Origin of the sequence: Viridibacillus arvi, from assembly GCF_001274945.1 — a bacterium.
In the GTDB taxonomy this organism is placed as follows: Bacteria; Bacillota; Bacilli; order Bacillales_A; family Planococcaceae; genus Viridibacillus; species Viridibacillus arvi.
Map to the genome: position 1 here is coordinate 218,502 of NZ_LILB01000009.1, position 24,990 is coordinate 243,491.

The 24,990-nt window shown below is 35.4% G+C and carries 25 protein-coding genes; 17 read left to right on the top strand and 8 right to left on the bottom strand.

Annotated features, from left to right (window positions below; all coding sequences use genetic code 11):
• Positions 1-181: 181 nt before the first annotated feature.
• From AMD00_RS22260 to AMD00_RS22285, 6 genes are all read left to right on the top strand, one after another.
• On the top strand, positions 182-1,114 hold the full coding sequence (locus tag AMD00_RS22260) for a DUF1002 domain-containing protein (protein ID WP_053419187.1): 933 nt from the start codon (positions 182-184) through the stop codon (positions 1,112-1,114).
• Positions 1,115-1,301: 187 nt separating this feature from the next.
• Positions 1,302-2,276, top strand: coding sequence for a ring-cleaving dioxygenase (locus tag AMD00_RS22265; protein WP_053419188.1), 975 nt, complete (start codon positions 1,302-1,304; stop codon positions 2,274-2,276).
• Positions 2,277-2,312: 36 nt separating this feature from the next.
• Positions 2,313-2,594 carry a GNAT family N-acetyltransferase gene (locus tag AMD00_RS22270; protein ID WP_053419189.1) on the top strand — a complete coding sequence of 94 codons (282 nt, stop codon included), beginning with the start codon at positions 2,313-2,315 and terminating at the stop codon, positions 2,592-2,594.
• 135 nt (positions 2,595-2,729) lie between these two features.
• Positions 2,730-3,188, top strand: a complete 459-nt coding sequence (locus AMD00_RS22275) for a DUF4064 domain-containing protein (protein ID WP_053419190.1) — start codon at positions 2,730-2,732, stop codon at positions 3,186-3,188.
• A gap of 404 nt (positions 3,189-3,592) precedes the next feature.
• Positions 3,593-4,042 (top strand): GNAT family N-acetyltransferase, encoded by a 450-nt coding sequence (locus AMD00_RS22280; RefSeq protein ID WP_053419191.1) that lies wholly within the window; start codon positions 3,593-3,595, stop codon positions 4,040-4,042.
• Positions 4,043-4,143: 101 nt separating this feature from the next.
• Positions 4,144-4,467: a hypothetical protein gene (locus AMD00_RS22285; RefSeq protein ID WP_053419192.1), complete on the top strand. Its 324-nt coding sequence runs from the start codon at positions 4,144-4,146 to the stop codon at positions 4,465-4,467.
• Positions 4,468-4,593: 126 nt separating this feature from the next.
• Here AMD00_RS22285 and AMD00_RS22290 read toward each other — a convergent pair whose 3' ends face one another.
• Together AMD00_RS22290 and AMD00_RS22295 are read right to left on the bottom strand one after the other, a co-directional pair.
• The gene (locus AMD00_RS22290) at positions 4,594-6,114 is read right to left on the bottom strand and encodes an acetyl-CoA hydrolase/transferase family protein (protein WP_038186003.1); all 1,521 of its coding nucleotides are present in this window, start codon (positions 6,112-6,114) and stop codon (positions 4,594-4,596) included.
• Positions 6,115-6,341: 227 nt separating this feature from the next.
• Entirely contained in the window at positions 6,342-6,992 is a 651-nt protein-coding gene (locus AMD00_RS22295; RefSeq protein WP_038186000.1) for a LytTR family DNA-binding domain-containing protein, read from the bottom strand.
• A gap of 424 nt (positions 6,993-7,416) precedes the next feature.
• Between AMD00_RS22295 and AMD00_RS22300 the strand changes: the two genes are divergently transcribed.
• The 4 genes from AMD00_RS22300 (at position 7,417) to AMD00_RS22315 (ending at position 10,282) form a co-directional block, all read left to right on the top strand.
• The gene (locus tag AMD00_RS22300) at positions 7,417-8,202 is read left to right on the top strand and encodes an AraC family transcriptional regulator (RefSeq protein ID WP_038185997.1); all 786 of its coding nucleotides are present in this window, start codon (positions 7,417-7,419) and stop codon (positions 8,200-8,202) included.
• Positions 8,203-8,294: 92 nt separating this feature from the next.
• Positions 8,295-9,059 carry a membrane protein insertase YidC gene (yidC, locus tag AMD00_RS22305; protein ID WP_053419193.1) on the top strand — a complete coding sequence of 255 codons (765 nt, stop codon included), beginning with the start codon at positions 8,295-8,297 and terminating at the stop codon, positions 9,057-9,059.
• A 52-nt stretch (positions 9,060-9,111) separates the two neighbouring features.
• Positions 9,112-9,357, top strand: coding sequence for a hypothetical protein (locus tag AMD00_RS22310; RefSeq protein WP_053419194.1), 246 nt, complete (start codon positions 9,112-9,114; stop codon positions 9,355-9,357).
• 169 nt (positions 9,358-9,526) lie between these two features.
• Positions 9,527-10,282 (top strand): M15 family metallopeptidase, encoded by a 756-nt coding sequence (locus AMD00_RS22315; protein WP_053419195.1) that lies wholly within the window; start codon positions 9,527-9,529, stop codon positions 10,280-10,282.
• A 54-nt stretch (positions 10,283-10,336) separates the two neighbouring features.
• Here the strand turns inward: AMD00_RS22315 and cls are convergent, their stop codons facing one another.
• Entirely contained in the window at positions 10,337-11,791 is a 1,455-nt protein-coding gene (cls, locus tag AMD00_RS22320) for a cardiolipin synthase (RefSeq protein WP_053419196.1), read from the bottom strand.
• 175 nt (positions 11,792-11,966) lie between these two features.
• Here cls and AMD00_RS22325 point away from each other — a divergent pair, with 175 nt between their 5' ends.
• The 3 genes from AMD00_RS22325 to AMD00_RS22335 all read left to right on the top strand — a co-directional run bounded on the left by AMD00_RS22325 (position 11,967) and on the right by AMD00_RS22335 (position 16,222).
• Positions 11,967-13,358 carry an L-cystine transporter gene (locus AMD00_RS22325; RefSeq protein WP_053419197.1) on the top strand — a complete coding sequence of 464 codons (1,392 nt, stop codon included), beginning with the start codon at positions 11,967-11,969 and terminating at the stop codon, positions 13,356-13,358.
• 139 nt (positions 13,359-13,497) lie between these two features.
• Complete coding sequence (locus tag AMD00_RS22330) at positions 13,498-14,496, top strand: DUF4097 family beta strand repeat-containing protein (RefSeq protein ID WP_053419198.1); 999 nt, start codon at positions 13,498-13,500, stop codon at positions 14,494-14,496.
• 154 nt (positions 14,497-14,650) lie between these two features.
• Complete coding sequence (locus tag AMD00_RS22335; protein ID WP_053419199.1) at positions 14,651-16,222, top strand: GNAT family N-acetyltransferase; 1,572 nt, start codon at positions 14,651-14,653, stop codon at positions 16,220-16,222.
• Positions 16,223-16,270: 48 nt separating this feature from the next.
• On the opposite strand, the gene AMD00_RS22340 is transcribed toward AMD00_RS22335, so the two are convergent.
• Complete coding sequence (locus tag AMD00_RS22340; protein WP_169786387.1) at positions 16,271-17,488, bottom strand: helix-turn-helix domain-containing protein; 1,218 nt, start codon at positions 17,486-17,488, stop codon at positions 16,271-16,273.
• A 157-nt stretch (positions 17,489-17,645) separates the two neighbouring features.
• Between AMD00_RS22340 and AMD00_RS22345 the strand changes: the two genes are divergently transcribed.
• Positions 17,646-18,950, top strand: a complete 1,305-nt coding sequence (locus tag AMD00_RS22345) for an MFS transporter (RefSeq protein WP_053419201.1) — start codon at positions 17,646-17,648, stop codon at positions 18,948-18,950.
• A gap of 20 nt (positions 18,951-18,970) precedes the next feature.
• On the opposite strand, the gene AMD00_RS22350 is transcribed toward AMD00_RS22345, so the two are convergent.
• The 3 genes from AMD00_RS22350 to AMD00_RS22360 all read right to left on the bottom strand — a co-directional run bounded on the left by AMD00_RS22350 (position 18,971) and on the right by AMD00_RS22360 (position 21,033).
• Positions 18,971-20,134, bottom strand: a complete 1,164-nt coding sequence (locus AMD00_RS22350; RefSeq protein ID WP_053419202.1) for an MFS transporter — start codon at positions 20,132-20,134, stop codon at positions 18,971-18,973.
• A gap of 350 nt (positions 20,135-20,484) precedes the next feature.
• Complete coding sequence (locus tag AMD00_RS22355) at positions 20,485-20,712, bottom strand: copper ion binding protein (RefSeq protein WP_053419203.1); 228 nt, start codon at positions 20,710-20,712, stop codon at positions 20,485-20,487.
• Between the two features lie 12 nt (positions 20,713-20,724).
• Positions 20,725-21,033: a metal-sensing transcriptional repressor gene (locus AMD00_RS22360; RefSeq protein ID WP_053419204.1), complete on the bottom strand. Its 309-nt coding sequence runs from the start codon at positions 21,031-21,033 to the stop codon at positions 20,725-20,727.
• 331 nt (positions 21,034-21,364) lie between these two features.
• Here AMD00_RS22360 and AMD00_RS23640 point away from each other — a divergent pair, with 331 nt between their 5' ends.
• On the top strand, positions 21,365-21,502 hold the full coding sequence (locus tag AMD00_RS23640) for an Lmo0850 family protein (protein WP_169786388.1): 138 nt from the start codon (positions 21,365-21,367) through the stop codon (positions 21,500-21,502).
• Between the two features lie 86 nt (positions 21,503-21,588).
• On the opposite strand, the gene AMD00_RS22365 is transcribed toward AMD00_RS23640, so the two are convergent.
• Positions 21,589-22,785, bottom strand: a complete 1,197-nt coding sequence (locus AMD00_RS22365) for an FtsW/RodA/SpoVE family cell cycle protein (RefSeq protein ID WP_053419205.1) — start codon at positions 22,783-22,785, stop codon at positions 21,589-21,591.
• 147 nt (positions 22,786-22,932) lie between these two features.
• On the opposite strand from AMD00_RS22365, the gene AMD00_RS22370 reads away from it, so the two are divergent.
• Together AMD00_RS22370 and AMD00_RS22375 are read left to right on the top strand one after the other, a co-directional pair.
• On the top strand, positions 22,933-23,691 hold the full coding sequence (locus AMD00_RS22370; protein ID WP_322787058.1) for a hypothetical protein: 759 nt from the start codon (positions 22,933-22,935) through the stop codon (positions 23,689-23,691).
• A 213-nt stretch (positions 23,692-23,904) separates the two neighbouring features.
• Positions 23,905-24,975, top strand: coding sequence for a D-alanine--D-alanine ligase (locus AMD00_RS22375; protein ID WP_053419207.1), 1,071 nt, complete (start codon positions 23,905-23,907; stop codon positions 24,973-24,975).
• Positions 24,976-24,990: the final 15 nt, after the last annotated feature.

A 24,990-nucleotide genomic window follows, 5' to 3' on the forward strand; every position in this document is an offset into this window, starting at 1 on the left:
CATAGAGGTGAGAAAATTAAATTATAGTTACAGCAATTGCCATCAAAATAATGCAATGATGTAGTTACATGATCAGTTTTCCTATGTCTCATTACTAATAATTGTTCTTGAACGCATCATTATGAAAAAATCGACTCTAATAATGTATATGAATAACATGTAAATGAGGGAGGAAGAAAAGATGAAGAAGAAATTTTTAGCCGTTTTAACGGCAATGTTTTTAACAACTTCAGTTGTAGCACCATCTATTAGTTTTGCAAGCACAACTGATACTTCAACAAAAAAAGGGATTAATGAAAAATTAGGAGTGCCAATCGTTGTATACGGTGGCAACCTATCAGATACAGAAAAAGAAAGCGTAAAGAAAAGTCTAGATGTAGCAAGTGAAGCGGAAGTAGAAGAGATTACAGTAACAGGTGCGGATTTAGTAAAGTACATCTCAGATGGTGATGCACGTTCTCGCATGTATTCATCAGCGAAGATTACGCGTAAAGATGCTGGAGCGGGATTAGTCATTAATATCGTAACACCACAAAATATTACGCAAGTAACATCAGATATGTATTCAAATGCTATGTTAACAGCTGGTATTGAGGATGCGGTAGTAGAAGTAGCAGCTCCAAAAGCAGTTACAGGACACTCTGCACTTGTAGGAATTTATAAAGCATATGAAGTAACTACTGGAGAAAAGCTTGACACAGAACGTACAGATGTGGCGAATGAAGAACTTTCTGTCGCAACAGATTTAGCACAAAATTCAGGTGTTGATGATGAGAAAGTAAGTCAATTATTAACTGAAATTAAAAAGCAAATTGCAGAACAAAAACCAGCAACAAAAGAAGATGTTGAGAAGATAGTAAACGAACAACTTAGCAAATTAGAGATAAATTTAAACGATAAGGATCGTCAATTACTAATTGATTTGATGAATAAAATCAGTAACTTAGATATCGACTTTAGTAAATGGGGAAGCCAGTTAGAGGACTTAAGTAGTACAATAAAAGATAAACTAGGTAGTATTACAGAAGATATTAAGAGCGATACAGGCTTCTGGGCAAGTGTAAAAAACTTTTTCCAAAATATAATGGACGGTATTAGTGGTATTTTTAACTAAGAGCTGATAATGCCAATTTAAGAGACAACTTCGTACCATCGGTATGAAGTTGTCTTTTTATGTGGTGGAAAATTAATTGAGCATTGTAATTGCAATAGAAATATTAGAGTGATAATATGTGAGTAATAAATATCTCGAATTCGAGATATATTAAAAGCGATTTTTTATATAATAGGAGGCATTTTATATGTCATTACATTTAGCAGGAATTCACCATGTTTCAGCAATTACAGCTAGTGCAGAAAAAAACCATCATTTTTTCACGAAAATTTTAGGGTTGCGTCTTGTAAAAAAGACAGTTAACCAAGACGATACATCTTCATATCATTTATTTTACGCGGATGCAGTCGGTACACCTGGATCAGATATGACGTATTTTGATATTCCAGTAGCAGGTCGTACTCATCCAGGGGTTTCAAGTATTAACAACATTGCTTTTCGAATAAAATCTAAAGAAGCATTACAATATTGGATGAATCGCTTTCAAGAATTAGATGTAGAGCATGATGAGGTGATGGAGCGATTCGGCCGCCAAACGCTAACATTTCGGGATTTTGAAGGCTCACGATTAATGCTTGTAGTAGATAATGGGGAAGGTGTCCCTTATGGAAAAGCATGGACAGAAACGGATATACCAGCAGAGTATGCGATAGTTGGGTTAGGACCTGTAACATTAACTGTCCGTATAGCAACGCCAACTGAAACCGTATTATCGAAAGTTTTGGGGTTTGATAAAGTGGGAACATATCCATCAGCTATACCTAATATGCCAGATATTATTGTCTATAAAACAGGTCAGGGTGGTGCCGGTGCTGAAGTGCATATTGAAGAACGGCCAGATCTTCCACGTGAACGCCCAGGTAGAGGAAGCGTACACCATGTCGCTTTCAGAGTAAATACTTTTGAAGAGTATGATTTATGGGAAGAAAAATTGAGAGAGTATGGCTTCCATACTTCAGGCAAAGTAGATCGCTTTTATTTCCGTTCAATTTATTTCCGTGAACCAAATGGTATTTTATTTGAATTAGCAACAGATGAGCCGGGCTTTACATCAGATGAACCTCTTGAAAGTTTAGGGGAACAATTAGCATTACCACCATTCTTAGAGCCTCAACGTGAAAAAATTGAAGCGAAATTGCGACCGCTAACACTGTCAGAATAAATTGTGCTACACTAAATTAAAAAAGGGGTGTGTAATATGGAATTTCAATTTAATAATCGTGGCAACGAAGAATTCGCTTTTGAGTACAAAGAAAATGATGAACTATTAGCGGAAATTTGTTGGACAAAATTAGGGGATATTATGGTTGTCGACCATACATTTGTTTCCGAGAAATTACGTGGACAAGGTATTGCTAAAAAACTATTAGATCGTGCGGCTGATTATGCTAGAGAAAAAGATTTCAAGATTGAAGCTGTTTGCACCTATGTAGTAGCTTCTTTTGAAAAATCTAACGCATATGATGATATTAAAATATAATTACTTTCATACAATTGAACAGTAGGTTTAGCGAAACAGCTCACTAAAAATTTAGTGGGCTGTTTTTAATAAAAGTGAAACCAAATTAAAGGAAAATCGTATAGTAAGTAGAAATGATAATTAAGAGGTGATTAGATGAAGAGAACTGGAGAAATGGCTTTAGGTATTATTGGTTCTGTATTAAATGTATTTGTAATTATTGCACTTGCTATATTGATGTTTGGTATCTCAACGTTTGCGAATGATTCAACATTCACAGATGGAGTATTGTCAGAAATGCAAAATGATCCTAATTTAACTGCAGGAGAGATTGAAGCGGCAACTACTTTAATTGATAATATGCCAACTTACATAAATGCTTTTGGATGGCTTGGTGTTGTTCTATTAGTAGTATCGCTTGTGTTAGGCATTTTAGGTGTCGTGTATATTAGAAAGAGTGATAAACAAAATGTAGCAGGCACTTTCTTTATATTAGCAGGTGTATGTGCAGGAATTATCTCACTAACTGCAATTCTATTTTATATTGCAGCAATCATGAGTTTTGTAAGAAAGCCAAAAGTTGAAGAAATTGATACTTTTTATGTAAATGAATAGAACAAAAGAGCTCTCAGTAAAAAACTGAGAGCTCTTTTTATTTATTGATGAAACAGTTTTCCTTGTACTAGCTCAAAAGTATGTGATGAATATCTTCAGGTATTGCTTGCAGATTAAGATTGGGTTCGTAAATCTGTTTATGCGTTAGCATTGCAAGGAATGAACCAATCAATCCTACTAGAAACGCGTTTATTATCGAAGTAATAATATAGTGATAATATTAATTATCTCTAGGTGTAATATTCTTAGAGAACTTTAAAATCTTTTTGAATAGGGTGGGAAAAGCAATGTGAACTATTCTTGAACCTATTTCAAAATTGTCCGATTTTTTTGTTTACTAAGTAGTAATTGGGTCGAAAAGGTATAGAAAATGTGAAATAATGAATACTAAGGAGTGATATATAATGGCATGGAAAGAACAGACATTTGATGAGTTAACAACAACAGATCTATACCGCATATTGCAATTGCGCATAAACGTATTTGTAGTTGAGCAAAAGGCATATTATGCAGATCTGGATGACCATGATCAAAATTGTGTACATGTAACATATGAAAAGGACGGCAAACTAATTGCTTATGCACGAATTGTACCACCAGGCGAAAAATTTGAGATGGCTTCATTTGGACGGGTAATCGTTTTACCAGAAGCCAGAGGAACAGGGCTATCACAAGAACTCATAAAAAGAGTAATGGCAATTCTAGAACGCAATTGGCCAGAAGCAGACCTATTTATAGAAGCTCAAGCCTATTTACAAAAATTCTACGGTGCATTTGGGTTTGAGGCTGTTTCGGAGGAATATATTATGGAATGTTTACCTCATATAGATATGGTGTGTAAACGAAAAAAATAGTAGTATTTTGCAAGGTGAATTGAAATGTCATGTTTAGTTATTTGGATATAAGGTAAATAACATAGTATGATGGAACAAAATATTGGAAGGAATGATGTTCAATGGCAAAAGGTAAATCTTTAGTGATCGCTGGTATAGCAGCAGGTGCGTATGCATATTTCCGAAAAAAAGAAAACCGTGATAAAGCGGTAGTGGCGTTCAATAATACAAAGGTAAAAGTAAATTCATTTATTGAAGCGCAAAAACACAATTATTCTGAGCTAACTGAAGCAGGACACCCAAACCCTTATGACGAGGGTGATTCTAGAATGGTAGATGAAGGGGCGCTAACTAGCGTTCAATATTATAATGCAGAGGTGCAGGATGATGGACAAGATAATTCTTTTGACGATCCTGAACAGCCTGCAGATGATAAAAAAAAATAATATTATAAAAGCCAACCGTAATTTGACTTACGGTTGGCTTTATTTTTGTATCAATAAATACAAAAAAGAGGAGCCCAAATCTTCGGAATTTCAAAGATTTGAACAGCCTCTTTTAGAACTGAATTATTATTTTACTTCTTCAAGTTCTGGAGTTAACATTTGACCGTATTTAGCAAGGTTTGTATGGAATTCAAATGCCTTTTCTAATACGTGAGGAGTTTGTCCACCACGTGCATTTGCTTCTTCTACATATGCATTTAATGCAGATTTGAATTTGGGGTGAGCACAGTTTTCAATAATTAGTGCTGCACGTTCACGAGGAGCAAGTCCGCGTAAATCAGCATAACCTTGTTCAGTTACAATTACGTCTACGTCATGTTCTGTATGGTCAACGTGAGATACGAATGGCACTACTGAAGAAATTTTGCCGCCTTTAGCGTATGATTTAGTAACGAAGATAGATACACGAGAATTACGTGTGAAGTCTCCTGATCCACCGATACCATTCATCATTTTCGTACCGCTTACGTGAGTTGAGTTTACGTTTCCGTATATATCAAGCTCAAGAGCAGTATTAATCGCGATTAATCCCATACGACGGATTAATTCTGGATGGTTAGAAATTTCTTGTGGACGTAATAATACTTTTTCTTTGTATTTTTCTAAATTGTGATAAACAGATTCCATTTTCTCTTGAGAAAGTGTTGTAGAGCAACCACTAGCAAATTTTACTTTACCAGCATCGATTAAGTCGAATACAGCATCTTGTAAAACTTCAGAGTAAACTTCTAAATCCTTGAATTCAGAATCTAACATACCGTGAAGCACTGCGTTTGCAACTGAACCAACACCAGATTGCATTGGAGCAAGTTCTTCAGTTAAACGGCCTTCTTTAATTTCGTTACGTAAGAAACCAAGTAAGTGAGAAGCAATTTGATCTGTTTCAGCATCTGGTGGTACGATTGCAGATTCAGAGTCTTCTTGATTTGTAATGACAATACCAGCGACTTTATCTAAATCTAAAGGAATACCGATTGTACCGATACGATCAGAAGCATTTAACAGTGGAATTGGACCACGTTCACCTTGATTATCTGGAATGTAGATATCATGCATACCTTCAAGAGCTGGATAAGAAGCAAGGTTTAACTCGATAATTACTTTATCTGCAGTTTTTACGAAAATTGGTGAGTTACCAACAGAAGTAGTTGGAATTAACATACCATCTTCAGTAATTGCTACTGCTTCAATGATAGCTACGTCTACGCCTTTCATAGCGCCTTGACGTAAGTACTCAGCAGTAATAGATAAATGTTGATCGATATAGTACATGTCACCATTGTTAATATGACCACGCATAGCGCTATCAGATTGGAAAGGTACACGTTTACCAATAATACCAGCATCAGACATAATAGTATCGATATCAGATCCTAGAGATGCACCTGTATATACATCAACTTTGAACTTTTCGTTTTTAGAGCGCTCTACTAAAGCCATTGGTACTGCTTTTGCGTCTCCTGAACGTGTGAAGCCACTTAGACCTAGTGCCATACCATCTTGAATGAAAGATGCAGCCTCCTCAGCTGTAATTACCTTTTTCGCAAGTTCTGCATGACGAAGTCTTTCTTCGATTTTTACTGTCATTACTATCATCCTCTCTGCTTAATGAATGCTTTTTAATCATTATTACATAAAATTTCTGTTTCTATAAAATAGCCAGGAATGAATATTATACCTATTTTTTATATTATCATCGAATTGTCACATTTGCTCGAAAAAAGCATGAAAAGGCTTAAAACTAGCTCGAAAGAGAAAAAAAGTGCATGAACGAGAAAAAGCTGCCTTAAAAGACAGCTTTTTCTTATGTTTACTTAGAATCCCAGTGAACGACGGAAATAGCTTGCGTAACGTTGACTGACAGGAATTCTTGTCCCATCTTTCATAATTAATAAGAAGGTTGAATGAGAATCTGGTTGGATTTCTTCAATAAAATCGATATTAACAATGTATGAACGATGGCAACGGATGAAAGAGTCCGGAGATAAGAAAAGCTCTAGATCACTTAAGTTCAAACGATGGTAGCCTTCTTTGTGCATTGTTTTCACAAAAGTTTTACGTAGTTGAGTTTCTAAATAGATAACCTCTTTATGTTTGACAGGGTACCAACAGTCATCAATTTTAATCGTAATGTAGTTTGTAAGGAAAGGAGATGGCTTTTGTGGAAAAATAGCTGTAATAGCCCCTTTGGTTTCCCCTTCTTCCATTAACGGGATACTCATTCCATAGTAAGGAACGCCGAACACTTCAGGTTCGATAAATGAATTGATTTTTTGTCCGTAACGAAGAGCTTGGTGAGTTGCTGAACCTTCAGGGATTAAATCACCCGGTTTGATTTTTAAATCAACTTTTTTGCTTGGCTGATAATATAAGTATTCTTCAGTATCTGAAATAACGATTGAAGTGTTATCAGGGAAAAACTCCTTAATAATCTGTATCAATTCCTCGATAGATCGTGGATCCATAAATCCTTACCCCGTTTCTTTCCATTCTTAAGTTCTTTCCTAACATTTTACTATAGTTTAAAGAGGAATTTAAGTAAATAGAATGATTGGAATTTTGAAAAATTATTTGTTGAATTTTGGGTGAAACAAAAGGTACATACTATGCTTAGTTCATACTATAGTTTTGTCATAAGAGTTTGTAAAGAATTGTAGCTTACATGCCAATATGAATAAAAAATATGCCCTTTAATTATTATTAATGGATAAATTATGTATAATATATATAAATCACCTGTAAAATTAGTGAGAATAACGACCTATAATATCTTTTTTTACAAATTTTGCTTAGAAAGGCATAAAACTATTTTCATATTACCAATTTCGTTATATAGTTATTTAAAGTCTATTATAAAACATGCGCATATTGTAGAAAGATGGGGAGTATATGCTACAACACCAATATTCTATTTCAGAAGCTATTTCAAAGAGGTATTTCCAAGAGATTGAAACGATGAACCGTTATGAGGGTATTGAAAGATTTTTTGAAATTGAGTCCCAATTGTTGAGAGAGATTTATCAACTAGAGGCTGAAGCTTCTAAGGAATCTTTGCGTCGTCTTATCGATATACTATCAGAGCGATCAGGGAAGCATTTTTTCAGAGCAATCAGGCATTATTTTGTTGTACTTTCATCAGTAGTCACCAGAAGGCTTATTGAAAACCAGGCACCATCTAAAAAGGCATTTGCCTTTAACGCCGCTTGCGTTGAGATGATTGATCAACGTATGAATGATGCAGAATTTTTGCAGTTTGCGGATGATTTAATAGAGTTCTATATTTATGTGATTTCTGAAAGAAAACAACCTTCTTACAAGCATCAAACCGTCAATAAAGTCATTATGTTTATCGATGATGAGGTGGAGACAGACTTATCCGTAGAAGATATTGCTTTGTACTTTACAATCAGTACAAGCCATCTGTCGCGTATCTTTAAGGAGCATGTGGGAATTACATTAGTAGAGTATTTGAACGTAAGACGTGTAGAAGAATCGCAGTATTACTTAAGGCATACAAATAAAAGTATTTCAGATATTTCAGAGCAATTTCACTTCTGTAACCAGAGCTACTATACACGTATTTTCAAGAAGTATGTGGGGCTGACACCAAAGCACTTTAGGGATCAACCAAATCACGAGTACTTTCGTTTTCAACTGCCAGACCGAAATATTTGAAAATATTGATAGTTTGCTTCTTCTTTGATTTGATATGTACCTTATATTTAAGGTATACTTCACTATAGTTTGAGAAATTGTAGGTGAGAAAATTGAAGAAGAAACTTGGGTTACTCTCAATGCTTGGTTTAACGCCATTTGTGCTAGCTGGTTGTGATTCAGTGAAAAACCAAGAAGGCTTTTTTTATAGCTTGTTCGTAAAGCCAATGGAATTTGTTTTAGATTTCTTTGGAAATACGTTATTTACAGATAGTTACGGATTGGCGATCATCTTAATTACGGTTCTTATTCGACTTATCTTGATGCCGTTTATGCTTAAAAACTATAAGCATCAACAAGGTATGAAGACGAAAATGGATAAGTTAAAACCTGAAATGGATGATATCCAAAAGAAATTAAAAGCAGCAAAAACAAAAGAAGAACAAATGGCATTGCAACAAGAAATGATGGGTTTATATCGTAAACATGGAGTCAATCCATTGAATATGGGTTGTTTACCAGTAGTGATACAAATGCCAATCATCATGGGTCTTTATTATGCAATCCTTTATTCAACTGAGGTTCAAGCCCATCAATTCTTATGGTTTAGCCTAGGTAAACCAGATATTATTATGACTTTGGTTGCTGGTGCGATTTATTTCGTTCAAGCACAAGTATCGTTATGGACTGTTCCTGAACAGCAAAAATCGCAAATGAAATTGATGATGTATATTTCACCAATTATGATTATGTTCATCTCATTCTCTAGTATGGCAGCATTACCACTTTATTGGTCTGTCAGCGGTGCGATTTTAATATTCCAAACATACCTTGGTCGTAAGTTCTATTCGCAACATCCAGAAAAAGCAGCAGAATAGTAATACAATGATCGGGGCAGATAGTGTCCCGATTTTTTTGGAGGAAAATACTTTGAAAGCAAAACAAATTACCGGTGTACTTGTTGTCATTACGAGTTTATTGGCTCTATATTTCATCATTAAACAGAACTTTAATGTAGCTATACTCTTCATGACATTAATGTTCACCGTGACAAATGGATTTAGAGCAAAAGATTTTAAGGAAAAAGGTTTTGAAAAAGAGGCAAAATGGATGCGAGGAATGTCTATTTTCTTCGGTGTAGCTACGTTAGCAATTTTAGTAGTGAATTTCATATAACCTTATTATGAAACGGTATCTTGCGATTGCTAGATATCGTTTTTATTGTTAAACGAAACATTACTGCAAATAAATCGTCTATATAAAAGAGAATTGGTAATTGGTAATTCAATAGGATCACTATAAAGTGATGAAAAATATACAAAAGAAGGATAGGTATTGATTTGTAATGAGTAAAAATAACCATATCGAATTTCCATTTAAGATGATGGCTTCATTTGCCGTTTTTGCGCTGATGATGTCAGGTTGTGGAAATGAAAATACCGAAAATAAGGATGAACAATCATCAAAAACAACTGAAACATTCCAAGAGGATTTAGAAAAGAAAGATCCCCCAAAAAATGAACAAGAAGTAGAACGTGATGCTGGTGGCTATATTGTGGGACAAGAACTTCCTAAAGAAGCAACTTATATAAGCGATCTGTTAATCGCGAGTAAAAGGTATCCTTTACCTGCTGATTTTGCTCCAGGTGAAGATCCTGAAGCACGTGCAGCTTTTGAAGAATTAAATGCTGCTGCTGTACTTGAAGGATATACTTTTAATGCTTTTAGTACTTATCGTTCTTATGATCGTCAAGTTGAGTTGTATGCGAATTATGTAAATAGGGACGGCAAAGAGGCAGCAGATACATATAGTGCTCGTCCTGGTTATTCTGAACATCAAACAGGGTTAGCTTTTGATATCGGTGAGGTAGGAAATGAACAGCTTTTTGCCGATGAAGGTTTCGGTACAACTGCAGCAGGGCAATGGCTTGAAAAAAATGCCCATAAATATGGTTTTATCATGCGCTATCCAGAAGGAAAAGAAGATGTTACAGGTTATATGCATGAATCTTGGCATTTCCGTTATGTAGGTAAAGATATTGCTAAAGATATCTATAAAAATAAAAGTACATTAGAAGAATACTTAGAAATCGAAAAATAAAATACTATACAATAGGAAAGCCTTCTGAATATAAATTCAGAAGGCTTTTATTGTTTATAAAATTGGTGATAGTAACCGAGATATTGATTCTTTCATTTTAATAATACGAGAACGGTTAGCGTATCTTTCAGGTGTTAATTCTGTACTTAACTGCATATCTTGCTCAAATAGTTCTGCTAATTGATGGGAAGTTTCTCGATCATAGATAAATGCATTTACCTCAAAATTCAGTTTGAAGCTACGGAAGTCGATATTAGCTGTACCTACTGTGGAGGCTTCATCATCAATAACGATCATTTTTGAATGCAAGAAGCCATTTTCATAAATGTAGATTTTAGCCCCAGCTTTAATGAGTTGCCCAATATATGAATAGGTTGCCCAGTAAACAAACATATGATCAGGTTTGTTAGGAATCATAATACGCACATCAATTCCTGATAAACAAGCAATCCTAACTGCATCCATAAAACTATCATCAGGAATGAAATATGGTGTTTGAATATAAACGTACTTCTTAGCCATACCAATTAATTTTACATAGCCGATTTTAATTTGTTCCCATTCTGAATCAGGACCACTAGAAACTATTTGCAAACCAACTTCACCTTTACGGGAAAAAGTAGGGAAATATCGATCAGAATATTCAATATCCTGGTTATCAGATGCTTGATTCCAGTCTAAAATGAAGCGAGTTTGAAGTGGATGTACAGAACTTCCTTCTATACGTAAATGTGTGTCACGCCAGTAACCAAATTTTTTGTTTAATCCAAGATACTCATCACCGACGTTAAACCCGCCGATGTATCCAGTCCGACCATCCACTATAACAAGCTTGCGATGATTTCGGTAATTCAAACGGGGGTTAATGAGAGGTAAAATTGATGGGAAAAATACTTCCACTTCACCACCGGCCTCTATCAACTCCTTGAAATGTCGTTTGTGTACTCCTCTAGAACCCATCTCATCATATAATACTCTTACTTGTATTCCTTGCTTTGCTTTCTTTATTAATTCATTGTATATATGTCTTCCCAAGTTATCCATTTTGAAAATATAGTATTGAATATGGATATGGTCCTTTGCAGTTTCAATATCTTTTAGCAAGGCTTTAAATTTTTCAGCACCATCAGAATAAATCTTCACAGAGTTATCTTGTGTTAGTACGGCATGATTTGTACTGAGGTGCATATAGATAAGATCTTTATAATGAGCTGCATCATCTAAACGGTATTCAAACGTACTATCTTCAATTGCCTCCATTTGATAATCGATTAGTTTTTCAATCCCAATTTTCTTGCGACCTTCCCATCGGAAAAGGTGCTTTTTACGTAATTTGCGACCTAATAATAAATATAGTATGAAACCGCCTACTGGGAAAAAGAAAAGGACTAATATCCAAGCCCATGTCGAGGAAGGCTCACGTCGTTCTAAAAATATAATGGGGATTGCTAATAAGATGTTCAACGATAAGATGAGGGATACCATAAATGAAAATAATGTTACAACCATACGCTACACCTTCTTCCATTATTTCTTTTCTTTAGTATATCTTATAAATCTGCAAGAAAGAAGAATATAAAGTCTACCTACAAGTTTCTTTAAAACCTACTTGACCGATAGGTATTAATGGTTTATGGTATTCTATATATTTATCATTCTGTTATTCTATATAGGAGGATTTACTATGGATACTTTATTGACATTACTCAATGTTGTAGTACTTTTACTACTCATTGGTTTATTAGTTATTATGCACCGCAAAAATATATCATTTTCAAAGCGGGTATTTGCTGGACTTGGTTTAGGAATTGCATACGGTTTAATCTTACATTTTGCGTATGGAGTTGACGCACAAGTATTGGAGGATTCTGTTGGATGGTTTAGTATCATTGGCTCGGGATATGTAAAATTACTTCAAATGGTTGCAATGCCATTAGTCTTTATCTCAATACTTTCGGCGTTTACGAAAGTGATTATCGGCAAAAACTTTGGTAAAATGGCTGGACTTATTTTATTCATATTAGTTGGCACGACGGCAGTAGCTGCGGCAGTAGGTATTACTTCAGCAGTAGGTTTTCAATTAGATGCATCGCAAATTGTACAAGGTGATGCGGAAATGCAACGTGGTGAAGATATTACTGCGAAATCAGCAGATATAAGTGAAAAAACATTACCACAACAAATTATAGATTTGCTTCCAGCTAATCCATTTTTAGATCTAACAGGTGCACGTTCTTCTTCAACAATTGCAGTTGTTATTTTCGCAGCGTTCCTAGGATTTGCTTATTTAGCAGTTAAGCGTCAGGACGAAAAGACAGCCGATACAATAAAAGTTGGAATTGATGCAATTTATGCACTAGTAATGGGTGTTGTGAAAATTGTTTTACGTTTAACTCCATTCGGTATTTTGGCTATTATGGCAGCAACAGTTGCAACATCAGATTTTGGTGCAATCTACAATATGGGGAAATTCGTTATCGCTTCATATGTAGCGTTGTTCGTAATGTTCATTGTTCACTTATTGATTGTGACTGCGTCAGGTTTAAACCCAGTTACTTATGTAAAAAAAGTAGCGCCGACATTATTATTTGCTTTCACTTCAAGATCGAGTGCAGGTACATTACCACTTAATATTCAAACACAGACAAATCGTTTAGGTGTTTCAGAAGGGATTGCAAACTTCTCAGGTTCGTTTGGTTTGTCAATTGGTCAAAATGGTTGTGCAGGTATTTATCCAGCTATGCTTGCTGTTATGATTGCTCCAAGCGTTGGAATTAACCCACTAGAACCATCTTTCGTTTTAACATTGATTGCTGTAGTAGCAATTAGCTCATTCGGTGTGGCAGGTGTTGGCGGTGGTGCAACATTCGCTGCAATTCTCGTTTTATCAGCGATGAATTTACCAGTAGCTCTTGCAGGCGTTTTAATTTCTGTTGAGCCATTAATTGACATGGGTCGTACAGCGTTAAATGTAAATGGTTCAATGACTGCAGGTGTTGCAACTGCACGCGTGACAGGTGAATTAGATAAAGATGTTTATAACACTGAAACATCACAAGAACTAACTGAAATTTAATGTACTTAATGAAAGCCTGCTCTAGTATAACTTAGAGCAGGATTTTTTTACATCTAGCGACCTTGTTTAAATACATCTCTGGTCTGATATGGTATATCTTTCTTTTTGTTATAGTAAAATAAAGGAAAGAGGTGCTGTAATGAAGAAAGTAATGATAAGTATATTCTTAATAGCAATAATTATAGTTTGTGGCTTTAACTACTTTAGTGGAATGAAAATGAAAAATGCGATTATCGAGAAGGAGATTGAGGTAACAGATATAGATGCGATTGAGTTGTTAAGCTCGTCGATTGACATTGAAGTCGTTGAAAGTAAAGGGGACAAAGCGGTTTTCACTATATCAGGGAGAGCAAACCCTAATTTGGCAAAGAAAGCTTCTTTAGATGTAAAGAAAACTGATCGCACTATTGTAGCTGAAGCGAAATTTAAAAGATCATTCTCATTTTTTAGTTTCAATAGAGGGTCAGTCCACTTAAAAGTAGCATTGCCTAAAGCTACTTATGAAAAAATATCAGTGAATACTTCGTCAGGTGATGTAGCGTATATAGATATTGCTACGAAAGGGTTAGCTATTCATACCGCTTCAGGTGATATAGCTGGGAATAATATTACTGTTGATGGTGACATAGAATTAACTACTTCTAGTGGGGATATAAGCGTCCGAGATATGCAAGCGAAGAAAGTCATAATGGATGCAACTTCAGGAGATGTTACAGGTCAAAGTATTACCGTAGATGGTGAAGCAAAATTAACTACATCTAGTGGAGATATAGGTACTCAGGATGTAAAAGCAAAGAGCATAGTAATGAATAGTACATCGGGAGAGATAGCGGCGGATTATTTATCGGGAGATATTACAGCCAAAACTAGCTCTGGCGATATTGCCGTATTAGTAAAAACATTGAATGAAAATATAACGCTTAGTACTGCAAGTGGAGATACAGCAGTAGTATTGAAAAACAAGGCAAATAATTTAAGTGTAGATTTCATGAGTGATTCGGGAGATGCGACAGTAATATATTCTGGTATGACTTTTAAAGAGAAAAAAGATCATCGGATTGTGGGCGAAATCGGTAACGGAAACCCGATCGTGAAATCCCGAACAAATTCAGGTGATTTTGAATTAATCGCACAATAATATAAAATGGGAAATTACCTCCTTTTTTTCGTAGCCATTTAGCTATAAAATGAAAGTAGTAGAAAATATTCCTGTTTTGTAATTAATAGTATTAATATGGAAACTTCTATTTAAACATTTCGTTATTATAGTAAAACGTTAAAGGGGCTTTTCTATGTATTGGTGTAAAATTGCGCAAACAGAACATGAATTTGATGAAATCGCCAAACTTAACTACGAAACATTCGTAGAAGAAATTCCTCAGCATGAGCCAAACCCTAGCGGTCGACGAGTGGATGCTTTTCATCATGAAAATATGTACTTAGTTGTACTGAAGGATGAAGAGCTCGTCGGTATGGTTGCTTTTCGAGATGTTCGACCTTTCTCTTTAGATAAAAAGATTGGTCCAGTGGAAAAGTTATTACCTGCAGATGCTTTATTAGGGAAGCTTTGTGAGGTGCGATTGTTAGCTGTTAAGAAGGAGCATCGAAATGGACGTGTCTTTTTTATGCTGACACGAGCTCTAATCGACTATGCTTATGAAAATGGCTATGGCGCTGCAGTTATCTCTGGTACTGTGCGCGAAGAAAAATTGTATATGCAAATGGGCTTTGAGGCATTTTCGGAGCCGGTTGGGGCAAATGATGCAAAATTTATCCCGATGGTGTTAACGACTGAGCGCTATGAGAAATCGTTAGCAGGTCGTTTTAAGCAACGACGTTATTCCTTTTATCCAGGACCAGTACAAATGACAGATGCTATTCAAGCACCCTTACTAAAGACGCCAGTATCTCATCGTTCCTATTCTTTTTCTAGAACGATAGGACAGGTGCGTAGTAAATTGGAAGTATTAAGTGGAGCACGTTATGCACACTTGCTGTTAGGAAGCGGTACATTGGCGAATGAGGCAATGATTGCACAGCTTACCAAACTCTCTGGAAGAGGATTAATTGTTACGAACGGTGCCTTTGGTGAGCGCTTGCAAAAGCAAGCAGAGCGTTGGCATTTAGAACATGATTGGTTACGTTATGATTGGGGCCAATCTTTTAACGAAGCGGAATTAGAAAGTATTTTAAAACAGTCTGATTTTGAGTGGCTATTAATGGCTCATGGTGAAACATCTACTGGAATGTTAAATAATCTAGAGATGGTACAAAATTTATGCGAGACATATAATGTGAAACTTTGTATGGATTGTGTAAGTTCTTTTGGGACATATCGCTTTTCAATGGAGAAAGTATTTATAGCAACAGCGGTTAGTGGTAAGGCAGTCGGCACGATGAGTGGTATTGCCGTAGTATTTTCAAATCATGTTATTGCAAAAAGTGAGCAACTTCCATCGTATATTGATTTAGGCAATTATTCTAATCATAATATTCCATTTACTTATCCAGCGCAGTTGATGGAGAGTTTTAACAACGCGCTATTAGCCTATACTGAAGGAAATCGCTACGACTTATTGCAAACACGATATAAAAAATTACAACAGGCAGCTATAGATGGTGACTTCATTTTCTTAACAACTGAAGGCTATCCAATGATCGTTACATTGAAAGCAGATGAATCTTTAACGAGTATGGCGGATGCTGCAGCGATGAATGGTTTCCATTTACACTACGAAAGTGCTTATTTAAAAGAGCGTGGATGGGTGCAAATTTCAATCATCCAACCTGACTTTGATGATGCATGGGAACGCTTTAAGAAATGGTATAGTAAGTATAAGGAATACAGAAAACTTAAATGTTGAATAGGCTAGTTGGACTGTTAAAACTAGAACGCAAAAAAGCAGATGGCGCTAACGCCCATCTGCTTTCTTTTTTAGCTTTTCATATGTGTCATTAATAAATTGCTTATAGGGTGTATCGATTAGTGGCTTAACTAAATCTACACCGATTTTAGCTTCTTCTAATGCTTTCGCTAATTGTCCTTGTTGCTCATAGCATAAAGCTTTATAAGCATATAATTCGTATTGGATAGATAAATCGTAAGGGTGATGTATGAACTCAGAGAACTCACCAATCTGGTTGAATATTTCGAGCGCGTCTTTAAAACGCTTCATACCGAATAATGATTTGCCTTTTTCAAGATAATAAAAGTACAACGGCATGTTCGTTTCGCTTGTATCTAAGTCTTTAAATTGCTCCGCAAGTTCATTTCCTTTTTCATAATCTTTAATAAAGGTGTTATAGTAATGAGCTTTTATCGAAAGGTAAAGTCTTTTTGTCGGAACATCCTCTGTAAAATCAGCATATTGTTCCAGCTTTTTAAAATAATATTGCAAGTCCTGTTCATTGTAATCCATCATTGCTTTGACTGCTGCTAATCGATAGAGATCGTCGATACGGTAGAAAATGCGCTTTTCTTTCGATAGTTTTATTGCTTCATTCGTTACTACAAAGCCTTCATCAGCCATGCCGACAGCTAAATATTCAACTGCTACCATATAAAGTAGATCGAGACTAGTTAGTTCATCAATGACATAGTAATTTAATTCCACTTCTTTTTTCACTGTTAGTAATATATCCAGCGCCTTTTTATAATTATGTTTAATGAATTCAGTAGACGATTTTAATATATAGGCACGAAGCCAGTCATTCATCAAGTTCATTTTCTTAAACATTTTTATAGCACGTTCTAGTGGTTCTTCCCAATCGACCTTATCTATATCATATTTTGAATTAGAATAGAGCACTAATAGTTGTCCAGCCTCGTAGCTAACAGGGAGGCGTTCTAAATAAGGTTCAATAAGTTTCATTCTTTCGCGTTGTTGCTCATTGGAATGGATTATCACTTTTTTCACTGTCTCGAGCAGTTCACGCAATTCAGAAGTACTTACTTCCTCCAATAATTCACTTACTTCAATGCCAAGCTGTTCTGCAATATATGCCAAGCTATCCATAGAAGGATTAGCTTTATCATTTTCAATTAGACTGAGCATACCTTTTGTTAAACGGTCGCCTGCTAGCTCTGCTAATGTTAGCTTTCGCTCTTTGCGGATTTTGCGTATACGCATTCCAAGAGTCTCCATACAGACACCTCACTACTTTTTATTTTTTAAATTAGTTTAATTATATTAAACTTTAGCTTGCAAAGGAAGTCAAGTACATGGTATTATTTGTTTAATCAAATTAAACATTTTAATTAAATTAAACTGAAGGTGGAGATGGCAATTGGATGAAGCTTTAAAGTTAAAAAAAGCGACTTATCATTTATGGACTTTTACAATTAGTAAAATGATTTCTTCATTGGGTTCAAATGTATTAGGATTTGGTATTAGTTTATATATTTTAGCAATGACGGGATCAGCGACTTCTTTTGCTGTAAATATGATTTGTTCTATTATTCCAAGAACTTTGTTAGCACCAATTGCAGGTATGATGGCAGACAAATATTCGAAAAAACCTATCATATTAATTGCACAAGCTTGTACCGTATTAACTATGGGTGGACTCCTTACGTATTCATCTATATTCGGAATGTCAGTAACAGCAATCTATATTACAACAGCAATTTATTCAATTACTTCAACTTTTATAGGTATTACATTTTCTTCTTCAATTGCAAGTTTAGTTGATGGAGAACGTTTACAAAAAGCGACCTCATTTAACCAAGCTTCATTATCTGTAGCGGCCATTGGTGGTCCTGCTCTTGGTGGTATGATGTATGGTTTTGTTTCGATAGAAGTATTCTTAATAATTCATATGGCTGCATACGCTACAGCTTTTTTACTCGAAGCAACAATGGATTTTAAATTGTATTCAAAAAAAGAAGATAAAAGTGAAGGCGATAAAGAAAGCTTTTTACAAAGTTTTAAAGAAGGATATAGATATTTAAAAACAAAGCGTGTCGTCTCAATTATTATTTGGGTTGCTTTATGGATTAATTTTTTCTTTGCAGCTTTGAACGTAGGTGGAACTTATGTGTTAGTTCAATTATTACATGTGAATTCACGACATATTGGAATTATTGAGGCATCAGGAGCAGTTGGGATGCTTGTAGCGTCTATTTATTTCGCGACAAGAAAGCAAGTGAAATATCCGTTGTTATTTTCAAAACGCTCTATATTGCTAATGGCCATATCATTAGGTTTAATGACTATTCCACTTTGGATAGATTTCCCGTATATTGGGATAGTTATTTTTTATATAACTATTTTTATAAGCTTTTCTGTATTTGGTGTATTTACGAATACACCAATTGGCGTCATGATGCAAACCGAAGTAGAGGAAGAATATCGTGGGAGAGTATTCGGTATTCTTGAAACAATGGCGATGGCTATGATGCCACTTGGAACAATGCTGTTTGGTGTATTATTTGATAAATTCCCTGCACAGTGGATCTTGCTTGGCTCAAGTAGTTTCCTTATTGTCATAACGCTTTATATGCTAAGATCCTCAGTACTAAAAGTGGCTTATCCGGAATTAGCAAAAGAAACAAAGTCATTTAAATTGACAGAAAAAATCCAGCAACCGTAATGGCTGCTGGATTTTCACTTTTATTCTGAAATGCGTAATGTTTTTTTAGTTGATTTGAATAGTAGGATGACTAGAATACTTACTACCGCGAGTGATGCAGAAATAAAATATGTCGAGTTTGCTTGCATAGTGAATACCCAAGTGAAGAATAGTGGGCCGATAATACGTCCCATATTATCCATTGAATATGTTATGCCAGCTGCTGTTCCGTATTTACCGCCAGATTCTTTTGATGTTAACGAAACTGTTAATGTTCTTGCTAAAGCATTACCTGCTGTGAAGACACATAACGCAAATCCTGCGAAAGCGAGACTTGTTGTAAAAGGGAATAGTAATAAACCGCATGCTGTAATAATTTGAGCAATCATTAACCATTTTGCTTCAGACCCGTCTTTAATTCGACGAACAAGACCACCTTGGACTAAGAAATCTACAAAGCCACTAAATAAGAATAGTGATCCAAGTTGAGCTGAAGTGATGTTGATTTTATCCATTTGGAATAATTGGAGAGTCGACTCAACACCCGCAAGTAAAAAGGTTACAACGAATGAAAATAGGAATAAATAGCGCACTCGATATTTGAAAAGGGTAGAAGCACCTTTTGGAACAATTGCGCGTTTATTCGCTTCGCCAAGTCGCTCAGGTTCTACTAATACGACGCTTGCATAAATGAATAATAGGAAGATTAAAATGGCTGAGGCTGTAAATGGTAAGCTCAGGCTATAATGACCAAGTAATCCGCCAATAGCTGGGCCGAAGATGAAACCTAAACCGATTGACATCCCCATGAAGCCCATGTACTTATTGCGATTTTCCTCTGTAGACATGTCACCTATAAAACCTGTGACAGCCGTATAAAGTGCTCCGGAGAATAGCCCCCCGACAACACGGGAAACGTAGAGCATTGTAAGTGAATCGATAAAGAGTGAAATTAATAAGAAACTTGTGCAGAAACCAAGAAGCCCCACTAAAATTAATTTTTTACGACCCATTTTATCTGATAATATACCCCAAAGAGGCGCTGTGAAGAAGCTTGCTAAAGAATAAACTGTTAATAATCCACCTACATGCATTTTGTTAAAGCCTTGTTGTACTACAACCTCAGGCAAAATTGGAATGATTAACCCGAATCCTAAATAAACAAAAAACTGTACGGACATTAATAATAGGATGGATTTTTTCATATAATCCCTGCTTTCTATAAACATAAGTATGTTCATTTTAACGCTGTGTAAATTTAGAAACAACTAAGAGATAAAATAAAGAAGCGTTTGATTGTATCGAATTGAACGCTCCTTATACTCAATCTATAGTTTTTCTGGTTGTAGTATGAAGGATTTAATGCGACAACCATCGTGACGCGATGACCTTTTGAGGTTGCACAATTTCCTTTTTATCATAATGTGATAAGACTGAGTAATTTGTGACAGCTTGTGGGTGTATGAATAAAAAAATTTTTTCGTGAACATAAAAAACAACTGCTAGGAGCAGTTGTTTTTTTATGTTTAAAAATTATTGAGATAAAAGTTTTCTGTTAAGAAGGAACTACTAAGCCCTTAACGGCATATCCTGCCTCTTCAATTGCTTGTGAAATGTCTGTTTTATCCAATTTTGAATTATCATAAGCTACATCTACTGTGCTTTCTTGAAGGTTTACTGATACAGTAGCTACACCTGTAAGTGCACTAACGTCAGTTTCAATAGCTTTTACACAGTGACCACAAGACATACCTTCTACTTTTAATTGAATTGTTTCTGCCATATCAAACACTCCTTATTTCCTCATTAGTTTTTGTATAGTGGTGAGAAGTTCATCTAATACTTCGTCATCACCTTCAGCTAGTCTGTCCTTTACACAGCCTTTTAAGTGTCCGTTTAAGAGTACTTTTGCGACACTGTTTAAAGCTGATTGTGTTGCGGATAGTTGTGTGATGATATCGTCACAGTAAACATCCTTTTCGACCATGCCCTTAATACCGCGAATTTGGCCTTCGGCGCGATTTAGCCGAGTGATTAAATCTTTTTTTACTTGCTCTGGGTGGTGACTTTTACGACAAGAGTTATCGTGACATTCGTTCGTCATTTTGTTCCTCCTACGTTTGATGAAGTTATTTTATCATACTATAGGGGGGTATTCAAAATTAATGAATTAAATACCTCGTTTAAATATTACTGTTCAGGGTAACTAAAGAGTAAAAAGTAGCATAAATATTTTGAAAATACCGTTGTCAATAAGGCTTATCGTGTAGTATGATTTACTTCCACTTAATATATGTAACAATATTGAAACGTATCAGATGATGAAAAAATGTTATAATAATAAGCATGAAATACTTAATAAGTGGGTATGATGTAGTTGAAACCTTTTATGGGACACTACGTCTTAAATATAAAGAAAAGAAGAGGTGGAAAGTATGGGAAGAGAAGTAGATTTGACTAAAATTGTTTCTAACTTATCAAAGCTTGGCGTTAAAGCAACGACTACAAAATCACGCTTGGAATTACTTAAAGCAATTGCACCACCAAAACAATCACCACAAGCACAAAACTAACATGCTCCGCTTCGACTATACGATGTCGAAGTTTTTTTATTTGCAAAAAAGCCCAGAGAAAAATTTTTCTCTGGGCTTTACTATTGTTATAAAAACTCTTCATCTTCATCATGATTTCCGAACATATATGTGCGGTGATGGAATTTCATACTGAATACTAGGCCTAATGCCAGTGCATTCCCCATCATTGAGCTACCACCGTAACTTATGAATGGTAATGGAATACCTGTTATAGGTAGTAATTGAATTGTCATACCTATGTTTTCTAATACGTGGAATGTTATCATCGCAATAATTCCAGCACAAACATATGTACAGAATGGGTCTTTCATTTGCAAAGTTAATTTTGTCAGATGGAAGATTAGGAAAAAGAATAAACAAATAACGGCGCTTGCACCGATAAAGCCATACTCTTCTCCGATTACACTAAAGACAAAGTCAGTATGGTTTTCAGGTACATATACTTCACGGCCTTGGAAACCTTTGCCGAAAATTTCACCTGAGCCAATGGCGTTTAAGGATGAAATTAAGTGATAGCCATCACTAGATGCATAGGAATAAGGGTCTAACCAAGAATAGATTCGAGCAAATTGATAAGGGCTAAAACCTAATTTATGTTGTAGGAAGTCTTGCATATAAAGGGCCATCCATAATAAACCAGCCCCTAAAGCTGCTGCACTACCTGCTATAGGTAAAATGATTTTCCAAGAAATCCCCGCTACGATTACAGTTGCTGCAGTAATAGCAAAGAATACGAGCGCAGAACCTAAATCAGGCTGTTGCATAATAAATGCTAATGGAATTAATAATACGCCGAAAATTTTACCTAATAACATGAAATCTGTTTTCAAAGATCTCATAGAGTATTTTTCATGATGCTTACTGACCATTCGGGCGAGTGCGAGTATGAAAAAAGTTTTCATAAATTCGGAAGGTTGAATATCACCTACAGGTAAATGGAACCAACTTTTTGCACCATTTCGTGGTTCTGCGATTTGACCTACTCCACCAGGGGCAATCAATAATAGAGCTAATAGCAAAATCCCAGCTCCATATAAATACCAGGACATTTTCTTGTACTGGTCAGGTTCAAAATACATCATAGCACCCATGATACATGCGCCGATAAAATACCAAAATAATTGCTTAGTTACATAGTTTGCTGCATATTGACCAGAAGTTTGAGCTGAAGCAATAGCTGTTACACTGATAATACAAAATAGAAGCATTATAAAAGCGAGCGTCCAGTCAAAACGATCGGAAAATTTTTTATTTGTATTCATTTACGTCACCTAAATTATTTAGTTTCATTTCTTATTTCATTATAGCGTAAATAATTGTATCACGCTTCATAATAAAGATGTGACGAAATCGAATCACAAATGTTTCAAATTATGATAATTCATCTTATAATGAGAGTTGGAAATGAGGTGATCGACTTGGCAAAAAAAATGCGAGCTGCTGATGATTTTTTGCACCACTTATATGTACATATGAATGAGATTAATCAATTTGTCATTTTTAGTGGTTTAACGTTTCAAGAATTCGTTTCTTCAGTCGGTCCGCTTCAAAATATTTTACTCTTGAAAAATGAATACGAAGACGGTTCATTTAATATGCATACACAGTTAGAATTCGTAGAAGAAAGAAGTATCCGCAAGTTTATAAAGAAAGCCTCAGATTCAAAAAAAGAGCTTTGCTGGATTGATTTCTCAGACGAAAAACGATTAAATCTTTTAACGCCACAAGAACAGGCGGAGCTATTATATATCGGTCATAAAAAAGAGCCTGTCCGGACGCCGTTTTATCACCAGTTACAAAATAAATACGTATATTTGGCCAATGAAGATGAAAAGATGTCTAAAATTTATTTTCGGGATTTACAAGATGTCGAAGAATTATTAGCTAATTTGTTTAATGCCATTATTCAAGAAAAAGAAAAGCCTGCGACATTTTGGAGAAGAAAAGTAAAAGACAGTATACCGACTTTTACGAAAGAAATGCTTTCGAGCTTTCGCGAGGAAGTGAAGGATGGCGTACTATTTTCAATGTACAGAATTGAAAAGCCGGACCTTGCATATGTCTTAGAACTGCGCAATATTTCCGATTTAACTTTCCCGGATGAAATTTGGGATGAGTTAAATACAATATTAAAGAAAAAGGCAGAGCAAATTATGGAAGTTCATTGAGCGCTGACTGCTTTAAAGGGTTCTCCACGGATATTTCTGTGGAGAATTTTTTCATATTAGCATGCATAAATTTTCTAGAGTGCTATTATTAGAAAAGATATTTTTAGTAAGAAAAGATTGAAAGTCCTGCGACTCTTCAAGATGAAATCATTTCATGAATCATTTCGGTTCATGATAAACTAAAAGTACAACAAACTGGAGGACGTTTATAAAATGAAAAAAAAATTAGGCTTATTATATGGTGGTAAATCTGCTGAGCATGATGTTTCTCTTTCGACAGCAAGAGCAGTCACTCAAGCGTTAAACTTTGATAAATTTGATGTATTCCCTATTTTCATTACACGCGATGGCGAATGGAGAAAAGGAGATCAGCTAACTGCGCCAGTAGAGTCAATTGAACAATTACAATTAGGCAAAGGTACGCAGGATAGCATTCCAAATGATGTATCAAGCTTTTTATTAAATAAAGATGAAAAAGAATTTGACGTTATTTTCCCATTACTTCATGGTACAAACGGGGAAGATGGTACAGTGCAAGGTTTATTAGAAGTATTGAACTTACCATATGTAGGTAATGGAGTTTTAGCTTCTTCTGCAGGGATGGATAAAGTAGTGATGAAGCAATTATTCGAGCATGCTGGTTTAAAGCAAGTTCCTTATGTCTACTTCATCCGTAAAGAGTGGAATAAAAATCAAGATGCATTAATCGCTAAAATGGAAGAAGAGCTAACTTGGCCGATGTTCGTTAAACCTGCAAACTTAGGTTCAAGTGTTGGAATTAGTAAAGCATCTAACCGTGAAGAGTTGATTAAAGCAATCGATCTTGCATCAAAATATGATCGCAAAATTATTGTTGAAACTGGAATCGTTGCACGTGAAGTAGAAATGGGTGTACTCGGAAACGATTCACCAAAAGTATCCGTACCTGGTGAAATCAAACCAGTTACAGACTTCTATGATTACGATTCAAAATATAATGATAATAATACAGGTCTAATCATACCTGCTCCTGTAACAACAGATGTTGTAGAGCGTATGAAGGATATGGCTATTCGTGCATTTAAAGTATTAGATTGTTCAGGCCTTGTTCGCGCAGATTTCTTTGTAACAGCTGAAGATGATATTGTTATTAATGAAGTAAATACGATGCCAGGATTTACGCCTGTCAGCATGTACCCGATTTTATGGCAAAATACAGGTGTCACTTACTCAGATTTAATCGAACAGTTGATTGATCTGGCAATTGAAAGACATGAAGAAAAACAACAGCTTCAATATCAATAAGACGCGAGTGTGGTG